Genomic DNA, 25584 nt, shown 5'->3' on the forward strand with positions numbered 1-25584 from the left:
ACTTTACAAAAAAAAGTAAATTTAAGCGCTACTTTACCTATCTAATAGCATTTATATTTACACTTTTAATGTAATGTATTTTTAAGATTCCATATAACAACTAACTGATTGGATTCATTATATGCGGATGGGCACCTTGTCCATGCTCATCTTTTTTGACCGTCATTAAAAACAAACAACTATCTTGGCTATTTTTTGATCCTGGTGTTTGCTTACACCACTTATAAACTATTTGGTTCTTCCGGCATTATCAACATCCTTTTTTGCAGTGCGATCTTGGCCTTAAGCGCATTGATGTTTGTTAAATTTAGGTATCACTTGTGGATTATTGGTAACAAAGAATTAATTGGCTTCAAAAAGTGGCTAAGATTGGTGCTTAAAAACATGTTAATACTTATCCCATAAAGCAAAAAGCCCACAAATGTGGCCTTTTAATTGATCTGTTTTAATATGAGTGGCTAGTAATCGAATTCTGATATTCCGTTGTCACCATTGTCCTTTCTAGCTTTGAAGATGGCCATTAATTCAATGAAGCAACCAATCACACAAAACCACGACCACACGGTGCCTGCGTGCACATCTATAAAACGAACCATAGGGGTCACCAGATTACGGATACTTATCTCCCCCCCTTTTTTGATTTAAAGCATTACTAAAGTAAGAAACGCTAAGCACTTCCCTCTCCAAGGTCCTATACCACTCATTTCTGTAGTTTAAGGGTTCTACCATCTCTGCCTTTGTAAAGTTATAGTGTGGATCTGCCAAAAAACCTCCCTGTGGATTTAACTTCATGAGTGGCGGATACAAACCAACCAACTATAACGGCGTGTATGTCAAGATACTCAAACACAGCACCTACTCCAAAAAAATGCCTGTCCAAATTATCATCATCACGTAGACTGAGCCCTTTGCCGTTATCTTTATCTCTTTTCGTTATTTTTTAAAATACATAAGCTTAAATGTCAATAATTTTTATCCGATTAAAGCTGCATGGACAACCATAAAACGGTCTAGGACTGAAATAAAATTAGGTGTCCAATTGCTGAGCACCTTTTTTCCTTTTCTTTCCCGTTTTATATTTCAAGAAAATAAAGTGATAGTTAAGCCCTAAGGTGAATTTAGAACTTGTATGTCAATGCAATTTTAGCCATCGGCAGATATCTAAAAGAAGATAAATCGCCTTCTAAACCCTTACGTTCTTCTTCCAGATCTGCTTCAAATGTGCCGCCAACAGGAGTACCACTAGTGGTCATGGTCACGACAGGTGCGCTACCTATCAACATACCTGCATCAAAATCAATGGATAATTGCTTCGTGGCATGCATTTGATACCCCAAACCCACATAAGGAGTGATGCCCGAAAACGCGATTTCACTCTTCAAACTGCCCACGTCAGCAGCTGCGTAGGTGTTTTGACCGATATCATAACTAACTGCTGCAGCCGCCGTAGCGGATAGGCCATTACCATTATCAACGGCGCCAGCCGTAAGGCGGAAGCTACGACCTTCACTAGGGTAGAAATCGACCATCAAACCTGGGGTTTCAGTCTTAATGGTCATAGCGTAACTAATGTCATCTAAACTTTCAGTTCTGGATAACTCACCAGAGTAACTAACAGCGCGCACAGTAACGTTTTCACTTACTTCATAACCGATTTCAAAACCAGTGCCTTGAGTAAGACCAGCGCCCACACCGATAGAAATATCACCAACCTCTGCAAAAACTGTTGAAGATGCTACTGCTAATGAGGCGAAGGTGACAATTTTTTTGGTAAACATATTTTTTCCTTTTTAAAATATATTAGAGTTAGATTAGATGGCGTTAGTTCTAATGGGCTATTTTTTTACTTAGCTGCCCTAAAGTAACTGTTGGTGCTGTTTATTTGAGCGGTTTAAAGTAGCTGGATTTTTAGAACTCAGTAATCTGGAGATCAACTAAAATCGCCAAAAGTATCTTAGGCAATGTGTATTGTTAAAGAAAGAGCTTGTTCAGTAAATGAACACCTTAAATGGCGATTTGTTCATTTACTGAACGCCTTAATTGGGCAGTTAATCCTCATTTAGGAAAATACCTTATTGAATGCAAACATATTTTTTAGGTGTGCAGTGCCGCTATTCGGCACAGCCTTATACAAAGAAAGCATCTATTATAGCTGGGTATCTTTACCAAGTTTCCGGGAAGGAGCTTTATTTATATATAAGTTTAGTGACGGTTACCACACTATAAAAATAAAGTGTAAGAATAAAAAAACCCACTATTATCAGTGGGTTTGCATGGTTTTTAACGTTTAACTTTACAGTTATTAATTAACTATGTGCTAAAAAGGAATATCGTCATCAAACCCATCATCAAAACCACCTGCTTGTTGCTGTGGCTGTTGTTGGGCTTGTGGTTGCTGTTGCGCTGGGGGCTGCTGCTGATAGGACTGCTGCTGTTGTGGGCGACCTTGGGACGCTTGCTGGTTGTAGTTCTGCTGCGGTGCTTGACCACCTTGATTCGGCGCAAAACCACCTGCGTTACCACCGTCTTGAGCACCACCTTGGCGACTGTCTAGCATTTGCATTTCAGAAGCCACTATTTCAGTGCTATAGCGTTTTACGCCGTCTTGTTCCCACTGGCGTGTGCGCAAAGAACCTTCCACATAAACCTTTGAACCTTTACGTACATATTCACTAGCAATTTCAGCCAAACGGTTAAAAAACACCACTCGGTGCCATTCTGTGCGCTCTTGGGGTTGACCTGTTTGTTTATCTTTCCAGGATTCTGATGTGGCTATACTAAGGTTTGTTACTGCACCACCACTGGGCATGTATTTTGTTTCTGGGTCACCGCCCACATTACCGACTAATATAACTTTGTTTACGCCTCGTGCCATGATCTTCTCCTGATGTATGAGTATTGAGTTGCTGTATGTGTTAGCACACTAGAAAGTGTCCAATTAATTCAAATTGGGTGAAAATTATAGGCCTTATGTGGCTATTATTCAAAGCCTAAACCGCTTATTTTACTGTGGTCTGTCCAGACCATCTTTAAATGCTGTTATAGGGCTGAGGTTATGCCTATAATGGTCGGTTTGGCCCTTAGCGGATTTATTCATGGACACGATAATAGTACGCGGCGCGCGCACCCACAATTTAAAGAATATAGACATTGATATCCCACGAGACAAGCTAGTGGTCATTACTGGGCTTTCGGGTTCTGGTAAATCTTCGTTGGCATTTGATACCCTTTATGCAGAAGGCCAAAGGCGCTATGTGGAGTCTCTGTCCACCTACGCTAGGCAGTTCTTATCGATCATGGAAAAGCCCGACATTGATCACATTGAAGGCCTTTCTCCTGCTATTTCAATTGAACAAAAGTCCACGTCGCACAACCCACGCTCTACCGTGGGCACCATTACTGAAATCTACGATTACTTGCGGCTGCTATTTGCCCGTGCTGGCGAACCACGTTGCCCAGATCATGACCTTCCGCTTGCTGCTCAAACTGTAAGCCAAATGGTGGATCAGGTATTGGCTCAAGAAGCTGAGCAGCGCTTAATGCTCCTTGCGCCAGTAGTACAGAACCGTAAAGGTGAGCACTTACATACCCTAGATGAGCTGCGCAGCCAAGGCTACATACGTGCTCGCATAGACGGCACCCTGTGTGACTTGGATGATGCACCCGACTTAGAAAAGAATAAAAAACATACCATAGAGGTGGTTATAGACCGCTTTAAAGTAAAGCCTGGCTTGCAGCTGCGCTTAGCAGAGTCTTTTGAAACAGCTTTAAACCTAACAGATGGCATTGCTAAAGTTGCCTCGATGGATGATCCAGCAGCACCAGAGATGATCTTTTCATCACGTTTTGCCTGCCCTACCTGTGGCCATTCTATAGCAGAATTAGAACCCCGTTTATTTAGTTTTAACAGCCCCTCTGGTGCGTGCCAAAGCTGCGATGGCCTAGGTATTCGCCAGTTTTTTGATGCCGGAAAAGTGGTACAACAGCCCGCTAACAGTTTATCTGAAGGCGCCGTTAGAGGCTGGGATCGCAGGTCTATTTATTACTATGGTCTGCTGAGCGCTATGGCTAACCATTACGGTTTTAGCATGGACACCGCTTGGCAAGAACTGGGAGCTGATGTTCAAAAACTTATCCTTTATGGCACTGGTAAAGTGCCCGTTGAGTTTAATTATATTAACGACCGTGGTGACAAAATAACCCGCAATCATCCCTTTGAAGGCATCATTAATAACATGCAAAGGCGTTACCGAGAGACCGAATCTAACATGGTTCGCGAAGACCTTGGCAAATACCTTAACATGCAACCCTGCCCCAGCTGCGACGGCAGCCGTTTGCGAGTAGAAGCGCGTCACGTGTTCATTGATGGCCTAAACCTGCCCCAAATTACCAGTAAAGCAGTAGGCGCCTGTTCAGACTATTTTGGCAACCTGCAGCTGTCAGGCAAACAAGGCCAGATTGCAGATAAAATTCTTAAAGAAATTCGCTTGCGCCTAGACTTCTTGGTGAACGTGGGCCTAGATTACCTAACCCTAGACCGCAATGCCGACACTCTTTCTGGTGGGGAAGCCCAGCGCATACGCCTTGCAAGCCAAATTGGTGCTGGCTTAGTAGGTGTGATGTATATCCTTGATGAGCCTTCTATTGGCTTACACCAGCGAGACAATGAACGCCTGTTAAAAACCCTTGTTCACCTGCGAGACCTTGGCAACACAGTTATTGTAGTAGAGCATGACGAAGAAGCAGTGCGCCTTGCAGACCATGTGATCGATATTGGCCCTGGCGCAGGTGTTCATGGCGGCCAGATAGTGGCCCAAGGCACGCCAGAAGAGGTGATGGCTAACCCTGACTCTCTTACTGGGCAATATTTAAGTGGCGTTAAAAGCATTCCTTTGCCAGACAAACGCAACAAACCACCAAAAGGCCAATGGCTAAAGCTGTTAGGTGCGACAGGCAATAACTTACAAAGTGTAGACCTTGCCATTCCTTTAGGCTTAATGACCTGTGTCACTGGCGTTTCTGGCTCCGGTAAGTCAACTTTAATCAATGCCACACTTTATCCTTTAGCAGCAACCTTGTTAAATAAGGCCACTACATTGGTAGCCGCCCCTCACACGCAGGTGCAAGGCCTTAACCTAATGGACAAGGTGGTAGACATAGACCAAAGCCCCATTGGCCGCACACCACGCTCTAACCCTGCCACTTACACTGGCATTTTTACCCCTATTAGAGAACTTTTTGCGGGTACTCAAGAGTCTCGCTCTCGTGGCTACAAGCCTGGCCGATTCAGTTTTAACGTTAAAGGTGGTCGTTGTGAAGCGTGTCAGGGCGATGGTGTCATTAAAGTTGAAATGCATTTCTTGCCAGACGTTTACGTACCCTGTGACGTGTGTAAGGGCAAGCGCTACAACCGCGAAACATTAGAAGTACAGTACAAAGGCAAAAACATTACTGAAGTACTTGGCATGACTGTAGAAACTGCAGTAGATTTTTTTGCCGCCGTACCTATGATCCATAGACGTTTAAAAACCCTAATGGATGTGGGTCTAAGTTACATTTGCCTAGGTCAAAATGCCACTACTCTTTCCGGTGGTGAAGCCCAGCGGGTGAAGCTTTCACGGGAGCTATCTAAGCGTGATACGGGCCAAACCTTATATATTTTGGACGAACCCACGACCGGCCTTCATTTTGCTGACATTCAGCAACTATTGGTGGTCCTGCATCGGCTACGCGACCATGGTAATACTGTGGTCGTAATTGAGCACAACCTAGATGTTATTAAAACTGCAGACTGGGTTGTAGATTTAGGACCAGAAGGGGGTAATAAAGGCGGCCAGATCATTGCCACTGGAACCCCAGAACAGGTAGCAGCAAATCCAGCGTCCCATACTGGGCGCTTCTTAGGACCCTTGCTAGCGAAGTAAAGTGGGGCCTAAATAGCAGGTTATAAAGGATAGGTGGTGCTATTAGACGGCCCTTGTATAGGCCCTCATAACTCGTCCTTAGGCCTGATATGCCCTGCTACCCTTAGGCCTTTTCTGCCTCATCAAGGGCTTTACTTTGTTTTTCTGCTTCATCTTTCTGTGCTTTCTTTTGCTCCGACATGCGTTTCACAATTCGATTAAGCGCATTAACCGTATTAACAAAGTTGGGGGTGGTCATTGTCACTTGTAACTTTTCTAACAGCTCAGTGGCTTTATCATCTGGCCCAGATGCTGGCCCTGATCGGCCATAAGTAACTGTGACTAAAGGCCCTTGTACATTTACATTTTGCACTTGGTCCACTAAATATTCTGGAGTATGAGACATTAAATTTCCTTATACAGATATTTGAATGATTAAAATAAATCACTCATTAGGTAATATCAAGGGTACCAACATATTGGTTAGCAAAATCACCATCACCATTTACGTCACCATTCATAACTAATTGGTATTGAGGCGCATTGCCAGAAGTTAATGGAACGAGTTCTGTAACCAAAGCACTATTACTGTCAATCAAGTCAAAATGATCGATAGGCGCTATACCGATAACATGCTTTACCATTAAAAGCACGTCTGAAATATCGACGCTAGCATCATTATTAACGTCAGCTGCATGCTGGGCATTGCCAGTAAGTGATGACACCCCGATGATGTCTTTAACAGTAAGCAACACATCACTTATATCAATTGCGTCAACCATATTATAAGCCGCCGCCACAGACAGTTTTACTTGCGCAACTGTTTGGCTTGTAGGCACGGTTATCTCACCGTTAGTTGCAGTGTAGGTTGCTGCAGCACTGCTAGCACCTCCAGCCCATAACTCTAAGTCTAGCCCAGTAATGCCTTGGGTAGAGCTAGTCGTTATTTGAGCATCGAAGGTTTTAATGGCGTCTACCATATAGTTGCTGTCTGCTGCTACCGCACTATGACTTAAGGTGGCAGCGTTTCCTGCTGCATCAGCCATGGTGCCACTATTGAGACTTAACTGGTCAGCAAGCATGCTAATGCCATCTGTGTCTGTGTCACCCAATACGGCTGTATAGCGAAACACCAAACTAGAGGTACCACTACCACTTAAATAGTTTGCTGCACCAGCACCAGAACCCACCACTAAGGCAAGTTGAGGCACTCCTGTAACGGTAGTCACTTCGCTCATAGTCACAGTGATGTCTAGGGTGTCACCCGTACCAAGGGTGTTAGATTCTGCACCAATGGCACTGGTAAAGGCCACACTGGATACACTTGGAGCTGCAGTATCGACCTTATAGGACGAATTATCAGTTACAGCATCATGCGTTAATACAGCCGCATTTCCACGAGCGTCGACGATGCTGCCAGAAGATAAACTCAGTGCGTTGGCGGCAATACTAATTCCATTACTATCCACATCGTTGGTCAGTACCGTATATTGGAATAGCAAACTCGCGCTGCCCGTACCGCTTACATAAGTAGCATTGGCGGTAGCGCTGCCTATAGTTAAGGCAATAATTGGGCTTCCAGTGACGATAGAAGAGTCATCTAAAGTTACCGTAACACTTACGACATCACCTGTGTTAAGCCGGTTATTTTGCGCGCCTGTAACTGAAGAAATAGCAACACTGTCCACGCTAGGCCCAACTACATCTTTGATAAAGGTGCTGCTATATTGCAGTGGCACACTCGCACTAGAACCAACACCACCGTAAATAGACACACTATCGCTATCAGCCACCCCCGAGAGATCAATGGTGCCACTAAAAGCATCGCTGGTGACAGTAACAATGGTATTAATTCCACCAATAGTAATGCTAACACTAGCGCTATCATTAACGTCTGAAGTGGTGCCTGCAAAAGCTACTGCCGTTAGATCAGTATCACTCGAATCGATCACGCTGTCCGTAGACACAGTCACCGCTGTGAGCATAGGCGTGGAGCTATCAATAGTTAAAGTACTGGAGGAAGCATTAGACAAGTTACCACTGGCATCTGTGGTGTACACTTTATAGGTGCCATCTACTAAACCCGTAGCAGCGACATTGGTATTATTGGCCGCGGTGGTTACGCTAGCCGTGTTCCATGAGGTATCAGCAGCAGCAGTAATGCTGGCTAAGTTGGTTACGGTAATACTGGTGTTAACCAGATAGGCTGTGCCTACTTCAGTACTTTGGATTACCGCACTGCCCAAATTGGTAATAGTTGCTACAGCTATTGAGGCTGTGGGCGCTGTTTGGTCGTCATTATCAGTAATACTAGCAGAGGCATCCACCACTGCACCGGTGTATTGGCTTAATGGGTCACCATCACTGTCTACTACTGTATGACTAAGGGTGCCCGTATGGGGAGAGGCTTCTTCAGAAACATCGTCTTCGGCGATGAAGGTTACCGTTTGGGTGACCGAGTTACCACTATCGTAAGTAAAGGCCAGTAATGTGCTACTGGTAACTTGCAAACCCGTGCCTGTAACACTGAGATTTAGGGTAGTACCCTCAGGAATATCAGTCGCGGTAATGGTGTATGTGCCGGTGCGCGAGTCCGTACCTTCTAGTACCGAAGTATTTGAGCCACTGTAAGTAACACTGCCTATAGCAAAGTTAGCCACTTGTTCGGTAATGGTATAACTCAACCCATCTATTGATAAGTTATTAAAGGCACTGTCACTGCTGCTGGTGGTAAAGGTCAACGCACCCGTATGGGACAATTCGGTAATGGCATCTGATTTTGCAACTACAACCACTGTGGTGCTGTAGCTGTTAGCTGCATTAAGAGTGACTGCGTTAGAGGCCGTAAGGGCCGAACCACTAATGGCCAAGTCATCACCTGGGTCTAACACTACAACCACACTGCCGCCACTAGGCATCGTTGCCCCAGCTACCGAGATAGTTAGCGTGTCGGAGTAGGTGGCGCTAGTATTACCCTCTTTAAGGGCAGTAATGCCAGCTGAAACCACACTAACGCTAGCATCAGTAGAGGCTACTGCCATGGTGACAAAACCACTAGTATCTAGTGGGTTGGCCATAGTTGTAGAGCTTAAGGTACTAGAACCAGAACTATCTATAGCCGCCACGTAAAGCGTTTGAGTATTAGCACTGGTACCTGCATAGTATTTTGCGGTAGCAAAGTCTGCCGCACTAATAGAGGTAAAAAAGCCTGAGCCCTGGGTCGACATCCCGTTCACATAAGTCGCTGTGCTGCCAAAGCTAATGTAACCGTCATAAGCGCTCTCACTACCAGAATAGGTAACAGGAGAACTGGTATCGTACAAAGCTACCACATAGCTTTTTACGGTACCGTTGGTTGCACTTGAGCTATCGGCATCGGCCACAGTGATGATATCACTGAGATTAACTGAAGAACCCATGTTAACAGATAGAGTTTCTTCACTAACCTTAGTTGTACCATACTGAGTGGAGGCCATACTGCCCATGGTCACCGTAGGTGCATTGTTATAATCATGAGTGTTGGCGACGCTTGAAAGTTCTGAGGTGCCAGCCAAATTTATAGTGTATTTAGTGTCTGGGGTAGAGGCTGCGGCGTTATTAGATATAGTAAGAAAGTAAGTACCTTGTGGGGTCTGGCCATCACTAGCAGTGACATCAAAACTTAACGTGCCATTAGAGTTACCCGTTACCGTAGTACTCACAGAGGCATTTGAACTGTCAACAATAGTGGTGCCAGCATCATTGGTCAGCTTTATGTCATAAAATGACGTAGTTGCACTAGATGCTGCCGCAACTGAGAGCGAGACCGTGCTTCCAGCAGGGCCGGTGGTAAAGGCAAATACGTCCACATCAGACGTAGTGGCAAGGCTACCTGTAAAGTTAACATTCTCTAATAAAGCATTAGCATTAGCTTGAGTGTCATTATTGCCTGCAACTTCTGAGGTACCTACAACAGCCAAATTAAGGGTATATGCTGCATCAGTGAACGCATCAGCACCTTTCTCAACCTTGGCGTAATAAGTAACGCCAGCGGTTGCTTGATACGTTAAGCTTGTGTTCTGCCCTGTGCTGGTTGTGGCTAAACTAGCGCCCCCATCATCAACAATCGAAACACTGTATTCGTTATTACTGCTGGCAGATGCCACACCAAAATCCAAAGTAATAAGCGAGTCCACACTTATATCAGCACCAGAAATTTTAAAATAATCAATCTCTGTTGAGGTTTGTAGCTGGTCTGTAATTGCTGTTTGCAAAGGTACCGCTAAAGTCGCACCACTAATTGAACTGCCTGAATAACTGGCCATTGCTTTCTCCTACCCTTTTCTTAGTATTATTGTGGTGGTTTACATAACGTCCATAAGAACGGGATCTGCAATTTGAAAATGATTTGCTGTTAATGTATCTGCATCGATACCCACTAACAGCACTGTATTGGCGCTAGTCACACCATTAGTGATGGTAGAACCTAAGTTGACGAGTGCCCCGTCAGCGGTGGAAGTGACTCTCGATAGAGCGTTGGCCTCAGTAGTGATACCACTGCCATTAATGTCTCGCACAATAAGCAACGTCTCAAAGCTATCCGCCACATCATCACTGTCGGTATCTACACCGGTTACGTTAAAGTCTAGAATTTGGTCAGCACCGCTGGCAGCTCCAAAACAGAATGCATCCAAACCACCTGCGCCTTCCATAATGTCGGTACCGTCACCACTGTGTAGGTGGTCGACAAAGGCCGAACCGTCCAGATTAGTGAGATTGGTTAAGCCATTAGCTAAAGAGAAGGTGGTAGAACTGGATTCTTTGACACCCAAATTCACCATAGTGTCGGTAAACTCAATGGTCTCAACACCAATTAGATAGTCTGTCTCAGTGCTATCTTCAGAATTGGACACGGTAAACACTTGCTCTACCTTGTCTACGTCGAAACGCATGCTGGTAATATCACTGCTATCAACCAGATTATGGGCTAAGTCAATAGTCATCGTTGTGGCACTAAAGTCTGTATCATCCTGACTATCGAAGGTATCTGCAATGCCATCTTGGGCTTCATCAATGAAGTAGGTGTCTTTAGCACCATCGTTATTGGTGTCTAAATAAACGGTATCCACTGTACCGTCACCGTCAATGTCACCACTGTTGTTTGCCGCTGTGGTTTGATTTGCTTGGGCTACGTACACGGCCGTAGCCGAGGTATATACGTCGGGACGTTTATCACCACCAGCATCAATAAAGGTTTCTTCACCAGTAGTAGCATCCACTGCAGTACGTATTGCCACACCTACATTGGCTACGGTGTATTGCAAGCTGGCTTCATTGGTACCATCTCCATCGGCATCTAAGTTAGTGCTGCGCCCATCAAACACTGCAGTGTCTTTAAGAGCATTACCAGAATCATCAGTACCTGTATTGGCACCACCAATCATGAAGTCGCTACCACCACCACCAATTAAGGTGTCGGCACCGTCACCTGTACTAATCAAGTCATCACCGGCACCACCGTCTATGGTGTCTGTGTGCGCACCAGCTGTGGCCATTAATTCCTCATACTCGCCAGCGGCAAAACCAGTATTGGCTGTGCCCTTGATCACGTATTCATCGACCACGCCGTCTTCGTCAATATCAACGTTAAGCGTATTAATGGTTAGGCCTAAGAAACCGTCACTAAACTCTAAACCTTCTACGTTCTTCAAATAAACAGTGAAGTCGTCGCTTGTTTCGGAGCTCGCATCACCAGTACCGTTGGTACTGGTCCAAGCGTCATAACCCGCATAATCTCCGGTGCCATCTGCTTTAGACCAGTTGGCTTCAACACCCGTCATGTACACGGTGTCGTTACCTGTGCCACCGTCAACCTTATCGTCGGCATCACTAGTTTTGGCACCTGTTTCAATGGTGTCATCACCCGCACCTGTCTCTATAGTATCTGCGCCTGCACCACCGTCGATAAAGTTATCGGCCGCAAATATGGCTGCAGCATCGGCCCACTCAGGCAGTAAGCTGGCATCAATGTTTGCTTCGGTGAAGGTGTCGGCACCCATGGCGCCTACTAAGTTAGCAGTATCTGCCACGCCATCGTAGTCGATGTCCTCGGCTTTTAATTCGGCATCAAACCGGCCAACACCATCAAGGAATTCAATACGCTCTACTTGGGCAATGTAATTCACATCATCAACACCAGTAACATTACTCGCAAAGCGCACTAAATCTACCTTGGTATAGCCTTCTTCGATGGCAGTATCTGCCAAGATACCCGTTGTGGCAGTGGCTGCGTAGACTAGAGGGGTGCCTGCAGCGGCGTCGATAGCCAAGCTGCCACTGGCGTCTTGAGCAAGCCAATATGTGCCTATTTCTGTATAGGTGTAACTAGATTTGTTACCTGCTAACTGAACTACGTCTGGGTCACTGCGGCCAAACTTATCTGCCACACCATCGGCACCACCAATAACAAAGTCAGTACCTAACCCCGGCAGGATAAAGTCAGCGCCGCCGTTACCCCATAGGATATCGTCGCCGCCTGCACCGTCGAGTGTCTCGTCGATATCTTGGCCCACCAGCTCATCTGCATTGTTAGTGCCGCGCTGATCACCTACATCGGCAATACCATCACCGTCGAAATCAACAAAGGTGTTACTGCTTAAGAAGCTAACAAAGTCACCGTTAAAATCTACCGACTCAATGCCGTACAAGGTATCTGTACCTTCAGTCTCACCCACGGTGGTGTTAGTATCTTCAACGGTCATATAACCATCAGCTTGATAGCTGGTGGCTACTGCGCCAGCAGAGTCATAATGAGTAACAGTGTAACGGCTCTCAGAACCGGCATATTCTGCAACGTCCTGCCCCGCATTACCCCATTCATCTAAGCCATTGTCGCCACCGTAAATAGTGTCATTACCTGCACCACCATTGAAGGTGTCAGGGCCAGATAAACCAGATAAAGTGTCGGCACCTGCGCCACCATCCATGTACTCAGAAGCCGATGTACCTGTTACCGTATCACCAAAAATCGAGCCGTCGTAGTGGATACTACTGACTGTTTCGCCATCTTGAGCGTAATTGGTAAACTGCTCCACTCCTACACGAACAACGCGATCATCAAACTCTAACATTTCCACATTGGTGATGGTGTCTTGGCCTTCACCGTCTATTTCAGTATCCGTGACAATAAGCGTAGACACTCCACCTACAAGGGTGTCTTCAATCTCAAATTGATCATAGTCACCATCATATCTAACTCGGTCACCAATGATCTGACCACTCCATTCATCAACGCCATTGCTGCCACCGTCAATAATGTCATCGCCAGCACCACCTTGAATAAAGTCTCCTCCTGCACCGGCACTAATGGTGTCGTCACCACTGTTGCCCCACAAGTCATCGTTACCATCACCACCGTTAATGGTATCTGCTGCGTCGGTACCTTTAACAAACCGTCGCACCTCGGTTTGTACACCATCTACAATTTCATAATCAATCCACTCTTCCATAGCTAGTGGTACAAAGGCATCTTGGAAGGAAAGGAACTCAATATTAGTTAAGACGTCTGTACCTGCGCCACCCATGGCATCAGGCAAGCTATCAATTACTACCGTATATTTTCCAGAAACCAAAGTGCCCGTGTGGCCCGTTTTTGTTACAGCTGTCTGTATAGCAGTGTTGTCTGCAGTCGTAGCACCCTCCGTAAAGGTATAGGTGGTTACTGTGAAATTGCGGCTAGCGCCATCATAAATGGCTTCGTCTTTAGGCACATGGCCCCAATCATCCAAGACGCCATCAGCACCACCATCGATAAAGTCGTTACCTGCACCACCAGAAATTCGATCGCCACCAGAACCACCTTCGATGATGTCATTGCCACCTTTACCAAATATTTGATTCTCTAGGGCTACATCATCAGACTCGCCATCGCTATTGGCATCAGTGCCATCACCCCAGGCAGCAGCAGTCATATTATCACCGCCATCAGTGCCTGAAACTTCAACCATATCTAGGGCGCCATCATTATCCCAGTCTTGGCGCATAACCCTAAAGCCTAAGTCCATTTGGCCATCACTAAACTGAGCTTGTTCAACATTAATAAGCAAGTCATCGCCATGCCCACCCAAAGCAGACATCAAGGCATCAGAAACTATAAAGGCTGTACTTAGGGCGCCAACACTCCCTGGCACCGCACCTTGCACAACGTTGTAGCTAGTCATACTGGCAATACTGTCGGCAGTAACTAGGCTTCCTGTATCGTAGACATTATATTTACCATCAGTGACCGTAGGTTTACCTTCGCTATCTAATTCTACTTTAATTGTGTAAACCGTATAACGGGCTTCAATACCACCGTACTCAGCTACGTCCATATCGCGCCAAGGGTCGCCACTACTGCCATTTGCACCGCCGTCGATTAGGTCATCACCAACACCACCTCTTAAGCGGTCACCCCCTGCGCCAGAGCTCAAATAATCGTTACCAGATGCGCCTTCTAAGGTGTCAGCGCCAGTACCACCTGTCATCGTATCGGAAAATGGCGTACCCCTTTGATAACTTTCAGAAAAGGTTTCACCCGTATACCAATCGGTCCACTCCCACGTGCTGTTAGTAGACTCTAAATCCAAGTACTCGTCAGAGAAACCAATGGCTTCTACGTTCACCACTAGGTTAGTGCCCACAGATCCTGTTTCGTCACTGGGCAAGGTGTCCGTAACTAGGTAAGCTGCCACTGCATCACCTGGAGTGGCGTCAGTAGAAAACCTTACCGCTGTGGAATTGAGCGCTTCATCACCACCGTATTCATATATTACCCAACGGCCAGCACTGTCTAAGGTAGCTGTCCCATCAGCTAGTAATACAACTTTAACGCCTTCAATTTCTACTCTGGCGTAGGTTGCTTCCCTAAATTGTACTTCGTCACGACCGCCCCAACCATAATCGTCTACTGCACCGTTTTCACCGCCGTTAACAAAGTCATTACCACCACCAGCATTAATATTATCAGCGCCGTCGCCAGCTAGAATAATGTCATCGCCACCTTTAGCCTCAATGTAAGTATCACCGCCATCACCGTCAAAACGATCACCAAAATTAGTGCCACGGAAATCGTCAATGTAGCCATCACCATCCCAGTCTTGCTGGGTAGATTTAATATCGTATTCGGTAAATTTACCACTGGCTTGGAATTCTAAGCGTTCAATACCGTAAAGCGTATTTTCACCTAAACCACCAGCATCAGCGGAGCGGCGATCGGTCACTACCACTTGATCTATGGTTTCAGTAACATCATTAGAAGCGTCACTATCTGCGAATCTATCACGCAACGTGGCTTCTAGAGTGTCCTCTAATGAGGTGAAGGTGACCTTCTTTACTGTAATATCAAAATAGTTGGCTGCGCCATCAAATACGACGGCATCACCCCAGTTATTGTCACCCTCCACTTTACCAATCACTAAGTCATTACCTGCACCTGGGTTAATGAAGTAGTCTTTAACATCAGTGGTAGAAGAGGTGTAGCTGGTGAAATCATCGTCACCAGATGTACCAATGAGGCGGGCGTTACTGTCCCAATCGTTAGTCATATCTCGAATGCTGAGGAAGTAGGTTTGATCTGAAAACTGAATACGCTCAATATTTACTAAGGTATCTGTACCATCACCACCAAACCCTGCGTCTAAGCTATCGACTACCTTGAAATAAGCTAAATTGGCTGTTCCGGTAACGCTACCACTTGCATCATCTGTGAGGTTGGTAATACTATAGCGGGCTAAATAGCCGCTGTATTCCACAACGTCACCGTTGTTCCAAGCATCCCACCAGTCGCCCTTTTTATCACCACGACCATCGAAATAATCATCGCCTGGTGCACCAACAAAGCTATCATTTTGGTCGGCACCCAGTAAACGGTCATTACTACCCATGCCCGACAGGTAATAACTATATACTGTAATTGCTGAGTTATCTTCCCACCGATCTGTATTGGTATTGTAGGTTTGTGAAAACACCTCCTCTCTAGTCACTTGGTTGTTTAGAGGTGTGTAAGTTTCTCCATCCCAATCGCCGCTACCCGCCGCAGTGACGGCATCGAACGTAATGGCTGCACCTAAGATAGTTCCCAAAGAGTATGTCGTAGTTATATTTCCAAGTGAGGCCATATCAACCGCACCAAGGCCAGCAAAATACACTGGTGCAGTACTGTAATCAGCATTACCATCGCCGTTATAATCTAAAGTGGCTGAGAGCCCAGTAATGTCCCAAACATCATCAGTATTGACATCCACATCTACTGCCAGCGCCTCTAAGCCAGCCAATAAAGTGGGCTCATCAGTTTCGCTGCCCGTTAGATCTCTCTGGTCATAAATAGCCGTATAGGCGTCAGCATTACCACGTAATACGGTGGTACCAAGATCGCCCTTGGTACGCAAGCTACCATCAGCGTTAAATACCAGGCTCATGGAAAATGGCCCACCATAGTCAATAAAATCTACGTTGGCTCCTAAACCGCCAGTCATAGCATTTTGCAACGTAATATGGCCGTCACCTCCCAATACATGGGCTAACTTATCGATCACAACAATGTCTTGAGCAGCTTCATCCCAGAGGTAGGAATAACGGGTAGGCATGCCCGAAAGCGCTAACCAGTCCGCATCATCCCCAGCACTATCAAGCACACTTGTGCCACCATCGAAGGTATCTGCACCACCATTTGGCCTGAATACGTTAGCCATACTATTTAAGCTATCGGCAACGTCAGTGGCAGTAGACCCATCTGTGGCTACAGGTGCTACCCGATCACCAAACCGACTGCCAGAAATTTCCATTGTTTTGTCTCCATCCCATTCTTGGGCGGAGTACTTAGGCGTAAAGTTAACGCGGGTTTCACTGTCAGTTTGATAGCTAAACACTGCACCATCAACATTGTATAGTGTGTCGGCACCAGTACCATCCATGTCATCAGGCACGTTATGGGTCACTGTTACATAAGAGATATCACCACTGCCATCGCGTGTAATGTCAACGGTATAAGCGCCAGAAGTGCCATTATAGAGAGCGTAATTCTTAACCCCAAGTTCAGTGCTACCGGTGATAACGTCATCTCCCGCACCACCCATAAATTGAAACTCAGTGGCTGATTTTGAGCTACTTGCATCAGTTGCTGCCGCTTTGGTAGCATAAAACACATCACCATTGCCAGCTGTGAAGGGAGAGTCATCTTCATAGGAAATCTCATCAGCATATTTGGTGCCTTTATAGGTTACCTTAAACCGACTAACGTCTTGTTGCGTCTGCCAATCCCAATCCTGAAAGCTTTCCGCTTGGCTAGAAACCGCCAAGGTATTAATAGTATAAGAAGCGTCATGTTCGTGTTCAGGGTTAGTAGGTAACCAGCCAAAGTCACCAGATTCTGCATGGCCAAAGACTAGGCGTTCCACACCGATTAAAGTATCGACACCTTCACCACCCGTGCTAGCTCCCAAACTGTCCACCACAATGGTGGCTGCATAAAAACCATTGCTAACCACTAGGTCTGACGTTGTTAAATTTGCAACGGCTTCACTGCCAATGCTGGCACTTGAATTAGCAACCACTCCTTTTGTGGCTAGAGCGAAGACATCAGCCGCATCGTAGGCACGGTAAAGCATGACTTTACCACTGGCGTCTGTAGTGACTTGTCCATTTTCACTATCCGCATGAACAAATACATTACGCACAACCTGATAACGGGACGCGCCACCAGTAAAGAACGCTGTATCACCACTAAAGTCCCAGGGATTGCCACCCGCATGGGTACCACCCCAATAAACGTCGTCACCTGCACCACCTTTAGCACGGTCCATACCCGCACCACCAATCATTAGATCATTACCGGCCTGCCCCCACAGTTCATCAGCAACCACTTTAGCGGGGCTTGGCCCACCCAAGGTATCGTTCTTTAGCGTACCTCGGTAATTGGCTTCACTGACGGTGACACCAAATTGTTGTTGCTGCTGCTCCCAGTTCAGTTCCCAGACGCTTGGGTCGCTTTGTGCTGCTGTATTCAAGGCGTCCCAATCAATCTCTTGACGATCCCAACCCCACGTTTCTATTTCTAGTTGTTCGTAGCCGTCTTCAAACTGCACTTCTTCAATATTCATCAAGTAATCAGTGCCTTCACCACCAGCAACTGTTGGCAACAAATCTTTGATTTTAACCACCGAAGAGTAGCCTGCCTTGTCTGCCGCACTTAGGGCAGACCAGGCGCTGGTAGTAATTTCTTGGTAAGACCCATCACTAGTGAGGTCAGGACGACCACTGTCCATCTTTAAATAGACTTCAGAAATGTCGTAGCGGATTTTATAACCTTCGTACATTGCTCGGTCGTAATACTTCCAATTATCAAAATCGTTTTGATTTTGGGTCGCTGCTTGGTATTTTCCTGCATTGAACGTAACTTCGAAGTAATCCGGTGTGGTTACATTGTCATCCCAAGCCCATAATTTTTCCTCGGAACCACTGCCTACGGTGTAGATTTTGTACTTACTCGTTAAGCCCGTGTCTGGGTTGGCGAGTAACTGGGATGGAGTAGATGTGTCTGTACGATCTAACGTGGCTAAAAATTCGCTTTCTGAACCACCATCGATAAAGTCATCGCCCTGACCCCCTCGGATTTCATCACGACCTTGGCCAGCAATAATAATATCGTTGCCTTTTCCTGCATCAATATAACTGTCATGGATGCGGCTAGGGCTTGCCTCTGCGTGAGACTGGGCATTATTTTGAGCTGAATCCTGAGTTGTAGGAGCAAAATCATCAACAAAATAATACTTCCCTTCGGTGCCGTCGTAAGACACTTTTAGGTCTATGAAATCGTACTCTGTGTTATACGCGACAGGTTTTCCTTCTATATCATAGATGTCCCATTGCCCCGTTACCTCATAATCATCTTCAATACCCTCGCCTTTCCAAAAGATCGAGGTAACGCCGTCGGTAGAATCGCCGTCTAAGTCAAGCTTGTCGTCATTTTCGTTGGGTTTCCAGTTCCAATCAAAGCCACCTGTATCTTCAAAATCAGTCATGCCTGCAACTTGCGCCACCACCCAGTTGCCCGCTTCATTTTTACTTACCGCTTCAAATACGAAACCCCAGTCCTCGCTGTAGGCAACGTAGCTTGGCTCTGCGACTGTGCCAATATCATATACATCAAAGCTCTCAGGCTCTTCAAAGCCATCTTCCCATTGTACTTTTACCCCTTCAGCAAACTTTGTATCTGTCTGAGTGGGTTGCCAACCATAGGTGTCGTTACTCGTACTGGCGGCAGCGTCAAAGATAAAGCCCTCATAGTCTTCCTTCCAACCACCACTACCATCGGTAGCTACTTCGCCAAACACCCAACCACCATCAACGTCAAAAGCCACTGTTTTGCCTTGTGGATTAGTCGCGGTCATATCGAGACCGGTGTAAATTGCAAAGTTACCAGAGATAATATTGGCACCATCAATACTAGTGATTTGCGTCACATCTTCGGCAGTGGCAATGTCAGCGTCACTTGGGGCCCAGCTCCACAGATCAAAACCAGCGCTGTCTGCGTCTAATTTATTATCTTGGACGTCCATAAAGCCATCGTCCCAGATATCCATGCCGTCATTAAAGTCGTTAAAACCACCAAAACCAGCTTGAGTGGCCATTTTACCTGCACGTAAGTCAATTACATCAGCAAATTGAGTGCCGTCTGCATTAACTTGGCCCTCGCCATTACCCCAATCATCAACTCGGTAATCCACCTGAAAAGACACATTGCCATCCCAGTCATAACCAAAACGAGCACTCTCCATACCTAATAGAATATCGGTGCCGTAGCCGCCATAAGTTCCTGGCAAACTATCCGCCACTACATAAAAGGTTGTGCCTTTATCGATTTGGTATACCACCTCGTCGCTACCCATGCGGGTAATTTGGCCAATGGTGTCGCTACCTTTGGTGGCAGCGGTTACTTTGTATATCACGTTGCCATCTTGGTCTTTAAGGGCCATGTTTTTGCCCACAAAGGTGTGTTTGGTCAATTCAAAGCGGTCAATATCAGCACTGTATTCGGCCACGTCATAGTTAGCCTCCTGTTTCATCCATGGGTCATTAGCAAAACTGGCGCTACCGTTAGCACCACCATCCATAATGTCATTACCTATGCCACCGTCAAGGCGGTCACCACCTGCGCCAGCAATCAATACATCATTACCTGCTTCACCATACATACGGTCGTTTTCTAGAGGCTCGTTTGTGCCATCCCAGTCAATATCTTGGTATGAAGAGGCCAGCTTGCCATTCACTTTACCGTCTGCATCTGTATTTAGGGCATTGAAATTGATAATGTCATCGCCAAAGGTGCCATTCCATTGAACTTCTGGCCCCGGCCAACCCCAATCATTAACTTCTTGGGTTACTGTAGCGTTAAAGGTCATGTCTGCAAATTGGATTTTTTCCACATTAACCAACAGATCAATGCCGTCACCCTTGCGGGTTTGCGTGTCTTCTACAACAATAAAATTGAGTAAACCACCATCTGCTAAATTAGCTACCAGCGCATCAACCTTGGTTTGCACTGCGCTAGAAAAGCTAGCACCGATTACACTATCAAGAGCAGTTTTTTCTGCAGTTTTAGTAGATTCGTAGCTAGTAACGATGTAACGATCAAAATCGCCCTTATAAAAGGCTGTGTCACTTCCTTGGTTATTTTGCTCAGAGCCTTGATTACCACCAAATGCTTCATTAGGGCTTGCAGCTTCGTGACCTAGCTCCGAATTTTCGTCCCCTTCAAATCCAAACCCTGCACCTTCTTCACCTGAGTTAGTGGCGTCGAAATCATCAAACTTGACGTTTTCAAACTCTTCACCCATGAAACCTAGGTCAACATCCTTCCAATCGTCACCAAAGCCTTGGAAGAACTCTTGCAGATTGAAACTGTTGGTTGCATGAGCACCGCCATCAAAGAAGTCATTACCCTGACCGAGTTCCGCCTCATCAGCGCCATCACCACCTTCAACAATATCATTACCTTTGCCCGAGTCTATGAATTCGTTAGCACTAGAGCCTAGAATTGTGTCACCAAAGTTGGTTCCTTCTATGTAACCACCCAGTGAATCTTTGAAAACCGACAAACGCATGTCTTTATCATCAAAAAACAACTGATCGATATTGGTAATAATATCAACACCGGTGCCTTTGGTTGCATCAGCGACAGTACGAGCGTCTGTGACCACGAAATATTCTTGATCAGCTACCAAAGTAACACGATCCGACATACCCATATCGGCTAAAGCCGTGTCTAAAGTTGACACATCGCTGCCACTATAGGTGTATTTTTCTACACTATAGTTACGGCTGGCCGACCAATATTCAGCTGTGTTGTCATTTTCCCACGAATAAGCACTGTCGCCTCTTAGAGCACCGTCAATGAAGTCACTGCCTTCACCACCTATAATGCGGTCAGCATCACCGACACTGCCCTCAGAATCGCCTATGATAACGTCATCCCCAGCGCCACCTTCAATATGCGAACGCCCTGTAGAACCTACAATGGTATCGTCAAAGTCAGTGCCCCTATTGAAGTCTTCTGTCACTTCTAGGTTGGTAGCCCAGTCTGTGTAAGTCCAAGAATTTGTTTCTACCCCCAGTAACACTTCTTCATCAGCAAAGTGAGCTATTTCAATATTGGTTATTGTGTCGGTACCATCGCGATTGGCCGCAGTATCGATAATGCTGAAGGTTGACTTACCTTCCGTAACCGTTTGAGAGATAGTGTAGTCGTCACGATTACCTTCAAAATAAACGTGGTCCGCATCTTCCCAAAAATGCCCAATATCACCACCATCCCCGCCATCAATAATGTCGTCGCCTGTTCCGCCCCAAATACGGTCTGCACCCGCGCCTGCGTTAAGCGTATCTGCGCCACCATCTCCACGAATAGTGTCACTTTTATCGGAGCCTGTTACTGTATTGTCTAAATCTCCAGCTTGGACGAGCTGCCCCTTTTGTTCATCTTCACCTGCCGTAAGGGTAATGTCTGTATCACCACCGCTGGCGTCCGCATGAACATACTCCCCCGTTGAAGAGATACCCATTTGCTCTGCCTGATCCGCAGTCATGCCGTTATAAGCAAAGAATTGATCTGCAACATCAATGTCTGTGTTAGCGTCTTGACCCAAGCTTATCTGCATAGAGCTTTGCACAATCACAGCAACGGTTTGGCCGTCCACTTGGCTTTCATATACATCAAAGCTCTCACCACGGCCTTTGTTACCGTTGACCATAGTTTTATATTCTGTGCCCGCAAGGCTTACTTTGATCCAAGCGTCGTCACTACCAATCAATTTGATAGTGTCAGTATCACTACCCCAAATCATCAATGTTCTTGCAGAGCCGGTGGTATGACCCACACCAGCAACAGCAGCAGCATCTAATGCCAATGAGCCTTGATTATTATTATCTATATTTATCAAACCCTTGGCTGATTGTAGTTCAGCGATCCAATTAGGATCATAGGATGCAGCAACCGCCATATCAGTGCCCAATATTTGCATATCGAGGATGTAATCAGCATCATCACCTTGGGTAGGATTACCATTAGCATCAACTGCAATCTTAGCTGCAAACTTATCACTGACTAGCATGCGGCCGTTAAACTTACTTCCAGTATCATCTACAACCTGAAGCGGCTCCCTATTATCGCCATCCTGTTCTTGATCACCCGCAGCAGACTGATCATGTCTTGTTGCACCATCATCAGCATTGGCGTTGTTGGTAGAATTTAATTCATCTACACCAAATTCGTTTAGGTCCATTTTAGCCACCTTCTTTCTTTATATTTTCTTATTATTCCAGTTGATATATAAAATACGTCAACCTTCTTAACACAACGTCTGAAAAGCCGAAATTAATATAGCTTTTCAAATTCTTAAAATGCTTATATTGATGTGGGTATCAGACAGAGATTTATATCTACAATTAAAACTTAAAGAGATACGAAAGTATCTGGGTAGTTATACCTATAATCCCATACCTGAATACAGCTAGTTTAAGTATTAACAATGCTAGGCAGGTAGGTAGGTTAAACAATCTCATAGTTAATGAAATCGTGTATATCGATTTGATTAATTTCAACGTTATCTAGTGCTAGTAGATACTGCCCTGTTCGTGTATGTTCAATTAACACGTTATTAAAGCCTCCACTGGAACTATTAACAAAGGTTAAGTCTTCATAATTTAAACTACCACTAAGGGCAATCTTGTCTTCGCCATTATTAAAGTCTGTGACTCGATCTACATTGGCCTGCTGAACAGACGCATTTAACACATTGCACACAAAGTAATCTGTGGCAGCGCCTCCGGTTAAAACATCACCTTGACCACGGTCTGCACCTCCGTACAGTACATTACTTAAATCATTGCCCAACAATACATCAGCACCCAAGCCGCCATAGGCATTCTCAATATTTGTATCAAAGGCAATGCCTAACACCCCCTCACCAGCCTTTAATTGTGCAATATGTGCATCGCTAGCATTGCTAATTTTGCCTCCAAAATAAGACAAACTACCAGGAGTTAAGTTAATCACACTGGCCGTCGTCCCATGGCGCCAATCGATGAGATCAATCCCCCCCGCATCCCAAATGGACGCTTCAAAGGGCTGATCTGAGGTTAACAGCTCAGCGCCATAGACGTCTGCTCCAGCCCCAGTACTTAAGTTGGCGCCATATAAATACTGCAAGGCTGCTATATCATCAACCATGTAGGTTTGTGCTCTAAGATCATTAAGAAAGCCGATGTTTCCGGATTGATAGCTTGCGTAACTCATTAACGTATAGGGTTGTCCATCTCGGCCACCACTACCTGTATCGGTATTTACACCCAGCACCACATCGCCATAGGTCCCTTCAGAGTGAGGGTGCTCCAGGCCCATAGCATGGCCAATTTCATGAAATACTGTGGCATAGTAAAAATCTCCTGCAGTTGCTGCCTCCCAACCCGCAATCGATTCGCTGTCAAAATACACGTCACCACCATAGGAGTCTGATGCCCACTCAGCAGGACCGAAAGCAGCACCGTAGGACGAACCATTTTGGTAGCCAAGACGAATATCGCCTACGCTGGATGATGTTTCTTCAAGCCAACTAAAGTTTAGGTTAGTTAGCTCTGACAAGGCTTTAAAGGACGCATGAATTGTCGCTTTAATGTTTTCTCCTAAAGCCACACCAAGAGTGTCTGTATCGTAACTAAAGACCGAACTCTGGTCGTAGAAGGAGTAGCTCAAGTCAAGCCCTTGGCCTAACTGAGAGCCCCACAACGAGCCCATTAATAAGTTATCAATACGATCAATACCTGAGACTTCATCGAGCAAGGTCACCACTGCTGCATTGACTAGAGGAGAGGCCGCTGCAGATTCGTCTTCGTTGATGACTGTGATCTGCAGTGGCTGGCTGAGTGTTAACTCGTCGTATGCTGCCTCTAGGGTGAGTTCATAACGGTTGTTACCATCGTTATCCACCGCTTTCTCAAAATCAGGCGCTTCAACAAATTCTATGACACCGTTGTTGATTACAAATGCCGCGGCGTCAGTTCCAGTTAAGCTGTACGCTGGCGCAGCGCTGACATTACTATCAAGTAATTGAGCAGTGGTGATCAGATTCGTGTTCTCTTGAACCTCAAAGTTAAAGGCACCATAAACAATTGATGAGTTGGCGCCAATTAACAAATTCGTTGAGGTGACGGGGTTTATGTCTCCCATAGCGATAAGGCGGTACTGGGGGCTATTCATCGTGCCAGCTGCATCCACCATTACCCCACTGGCATCAACTAACCTGTGTGCTGATATTTTATCGATGTTGAGTACGTGCTTAACTAACCTCAAAACATCCGATATACTCACTTCACCATCTTGATCAACGTCAGCGCTTAATAAAGCGTCACCCTGTAATAGATCAAAATCAATTATGTGGCGAACTAGAGCCAGCACATCACTGACGTCTATAGTGCTTTGGATATGGCCAACCAACTCAAGTCGCGAGACCGATTCTCTAGCACTAACCTCAATAACTCCGGCTTGGGGTTGCAATAAAAGCAGGCGATCTTCAACTTCATTCCATACTAATAAAAGCTCTACATCGTATATCTGCAGCTCGTACACTGGCAAATAAACAAAACTGTTGTCTGCAGCTTGCCCATGACTTACTAGATTTTTTTGCAATGGCTGGCCAGACTGCTGCTGGTTTGCAGCAGGTCTAATGAGCCCATTAGTGTGCATATGGGCGGCATTATTTTCCACACTAGGCAACACTACTGGCAGTATAGGGCTGTCGGTTTTTTGCAAATTAACTAAGGGAGTTTGCAGGCGCTCAATCGCTACCTCTCCAGATATTGATGGGGCATCACTAAAGTCACCCTTTAGGGTAGCAAAAAGGTAGTCTTTTTTATGTTTATTGAAAAATGAATGAGACATTTGGCAAAACGATTGTTATTTAATCCTATATTTAAAAGCAATAATGTGAATATCACACAATTTTTGATTAGACTCAATTAAATATCCGTCATCTGAAGCGAGATGATGGGATTAAGAAAAATTTCTAAATTTTATTTGGCATTTTTATAGCAGGTATAAACCACAGGTAAAAAATTTTCAATATTTAAGTATTGTTAACATTCCCAATAGAAAGGTTTAAAACGTGCTAAT

General features: G+C 45.5%; 7 protein-coding genes. 1 reads left to right on the plus strand and 6 read right to left on the minus strand.

Translation table 11 applies throughout. The annotated features are described in order from the left end of the window. Positions 1-1118: 1118 nt before the first annotated feature. Both ABXT60_RS11695 and ssb read right to left on the minus strand, forming a co-directional pair. A complete protein-coding gene (locus ABXT60_RS11695; protein ID WP_443630318.1) occupies positions 1119-1778 on the minus strand; it encodes a hypothetical protein in 660 nt (219 codons plus the stop codon). A gap of 539 nt (positions 1779-2317) precedes the next feature. Next, positions 2318-2875, minus strand: coding sequence for a single-stranded DNA-binding protein (gene ssb, locus ABXT60_RS11700; RefSeq protein ID WP_443630319.1), 558 nt, complete (start codon positions 2873-2875; stop codon positions 2318-2320). Between the two features lie 220 nt (positions 2876-3095). Here ssb and uvrA point away from each other — a divergent pair, with 220 nt between their 5' ends. Beyond that, positions 3096-5924, plus strand: a complete 2829-nt coding sequence (uvrA, locus tag ABXT60_RS11705) for an excinuclease ABC subunit UvrA (RefSeq protein ID WP_443630320.1) — start codon at positions 3096-3098, stop codon at positions 5922-5924. A 103-nt stretch (positions 5925-6027) separates the two neighbouring features. Here the strand turns inward: uvrA and ABXT60_RS11710 are convergent, their stop codons facing one another. From ABXT60_RS11710 to ABXT60_RS11725, 4 genes are all read right to left on the minus strand, one after another. Next, a complete protein-coding gene (locus ABXT60_RS11710; RefSeq protein ID WP_443630321.1) occupies positions 6028-6309 on the minus strand; it encodes a hypothetical protein in 282 nt (93 codons plus the stop codon). A gap of 46 nt (positions 6310-6355) precedes the next feature. Beyond that, positions 6356-10207: a beta strand repeat-containing protein gene (locus ABXT60_RS11715; protein WP_443630322.1), complete on the minus strand. Its 3852-nt coding sequence runs from the start codon at positions 10205-10207 to the stop codon at positions 6356-6358. 39 nt (positions 10208-10246) lie between these two features. Then, a complete protein-coding gene (locus ABXT60_RS11720; protein WP_443630323.1) occupies positions 10247-22699 on the minus strand; it encodes a hypothetical protein in 12453 nt (4150 codons plus the stop codon). 266 nt (positions 22700-22965) lie between these two features. Further along, positions 22966-25353: a M10 family metallopeptidase C-terminal domain-containing protein gene (locus tag ABXT60_RS11725; protein WP_443630324.1), complete on the minus strand. Its 2388-nt coding sequence runs from the start codon at positions 25351-25353 to the stop codon at positions 22966-22968. Between the last annotated feature and the right edge of the window lie 231 nt (positions 25354-25584).

Origin of the sequence: Candidatus Njordibacter sp. Uisw_056 (assembly GCF_047730085.1) — a bacterium.
GTDB lineage: Bacteria > Pseudomonadota > Gammaproteobacteria > Pseudomonadales > Balneatricaceae > Njordibacter.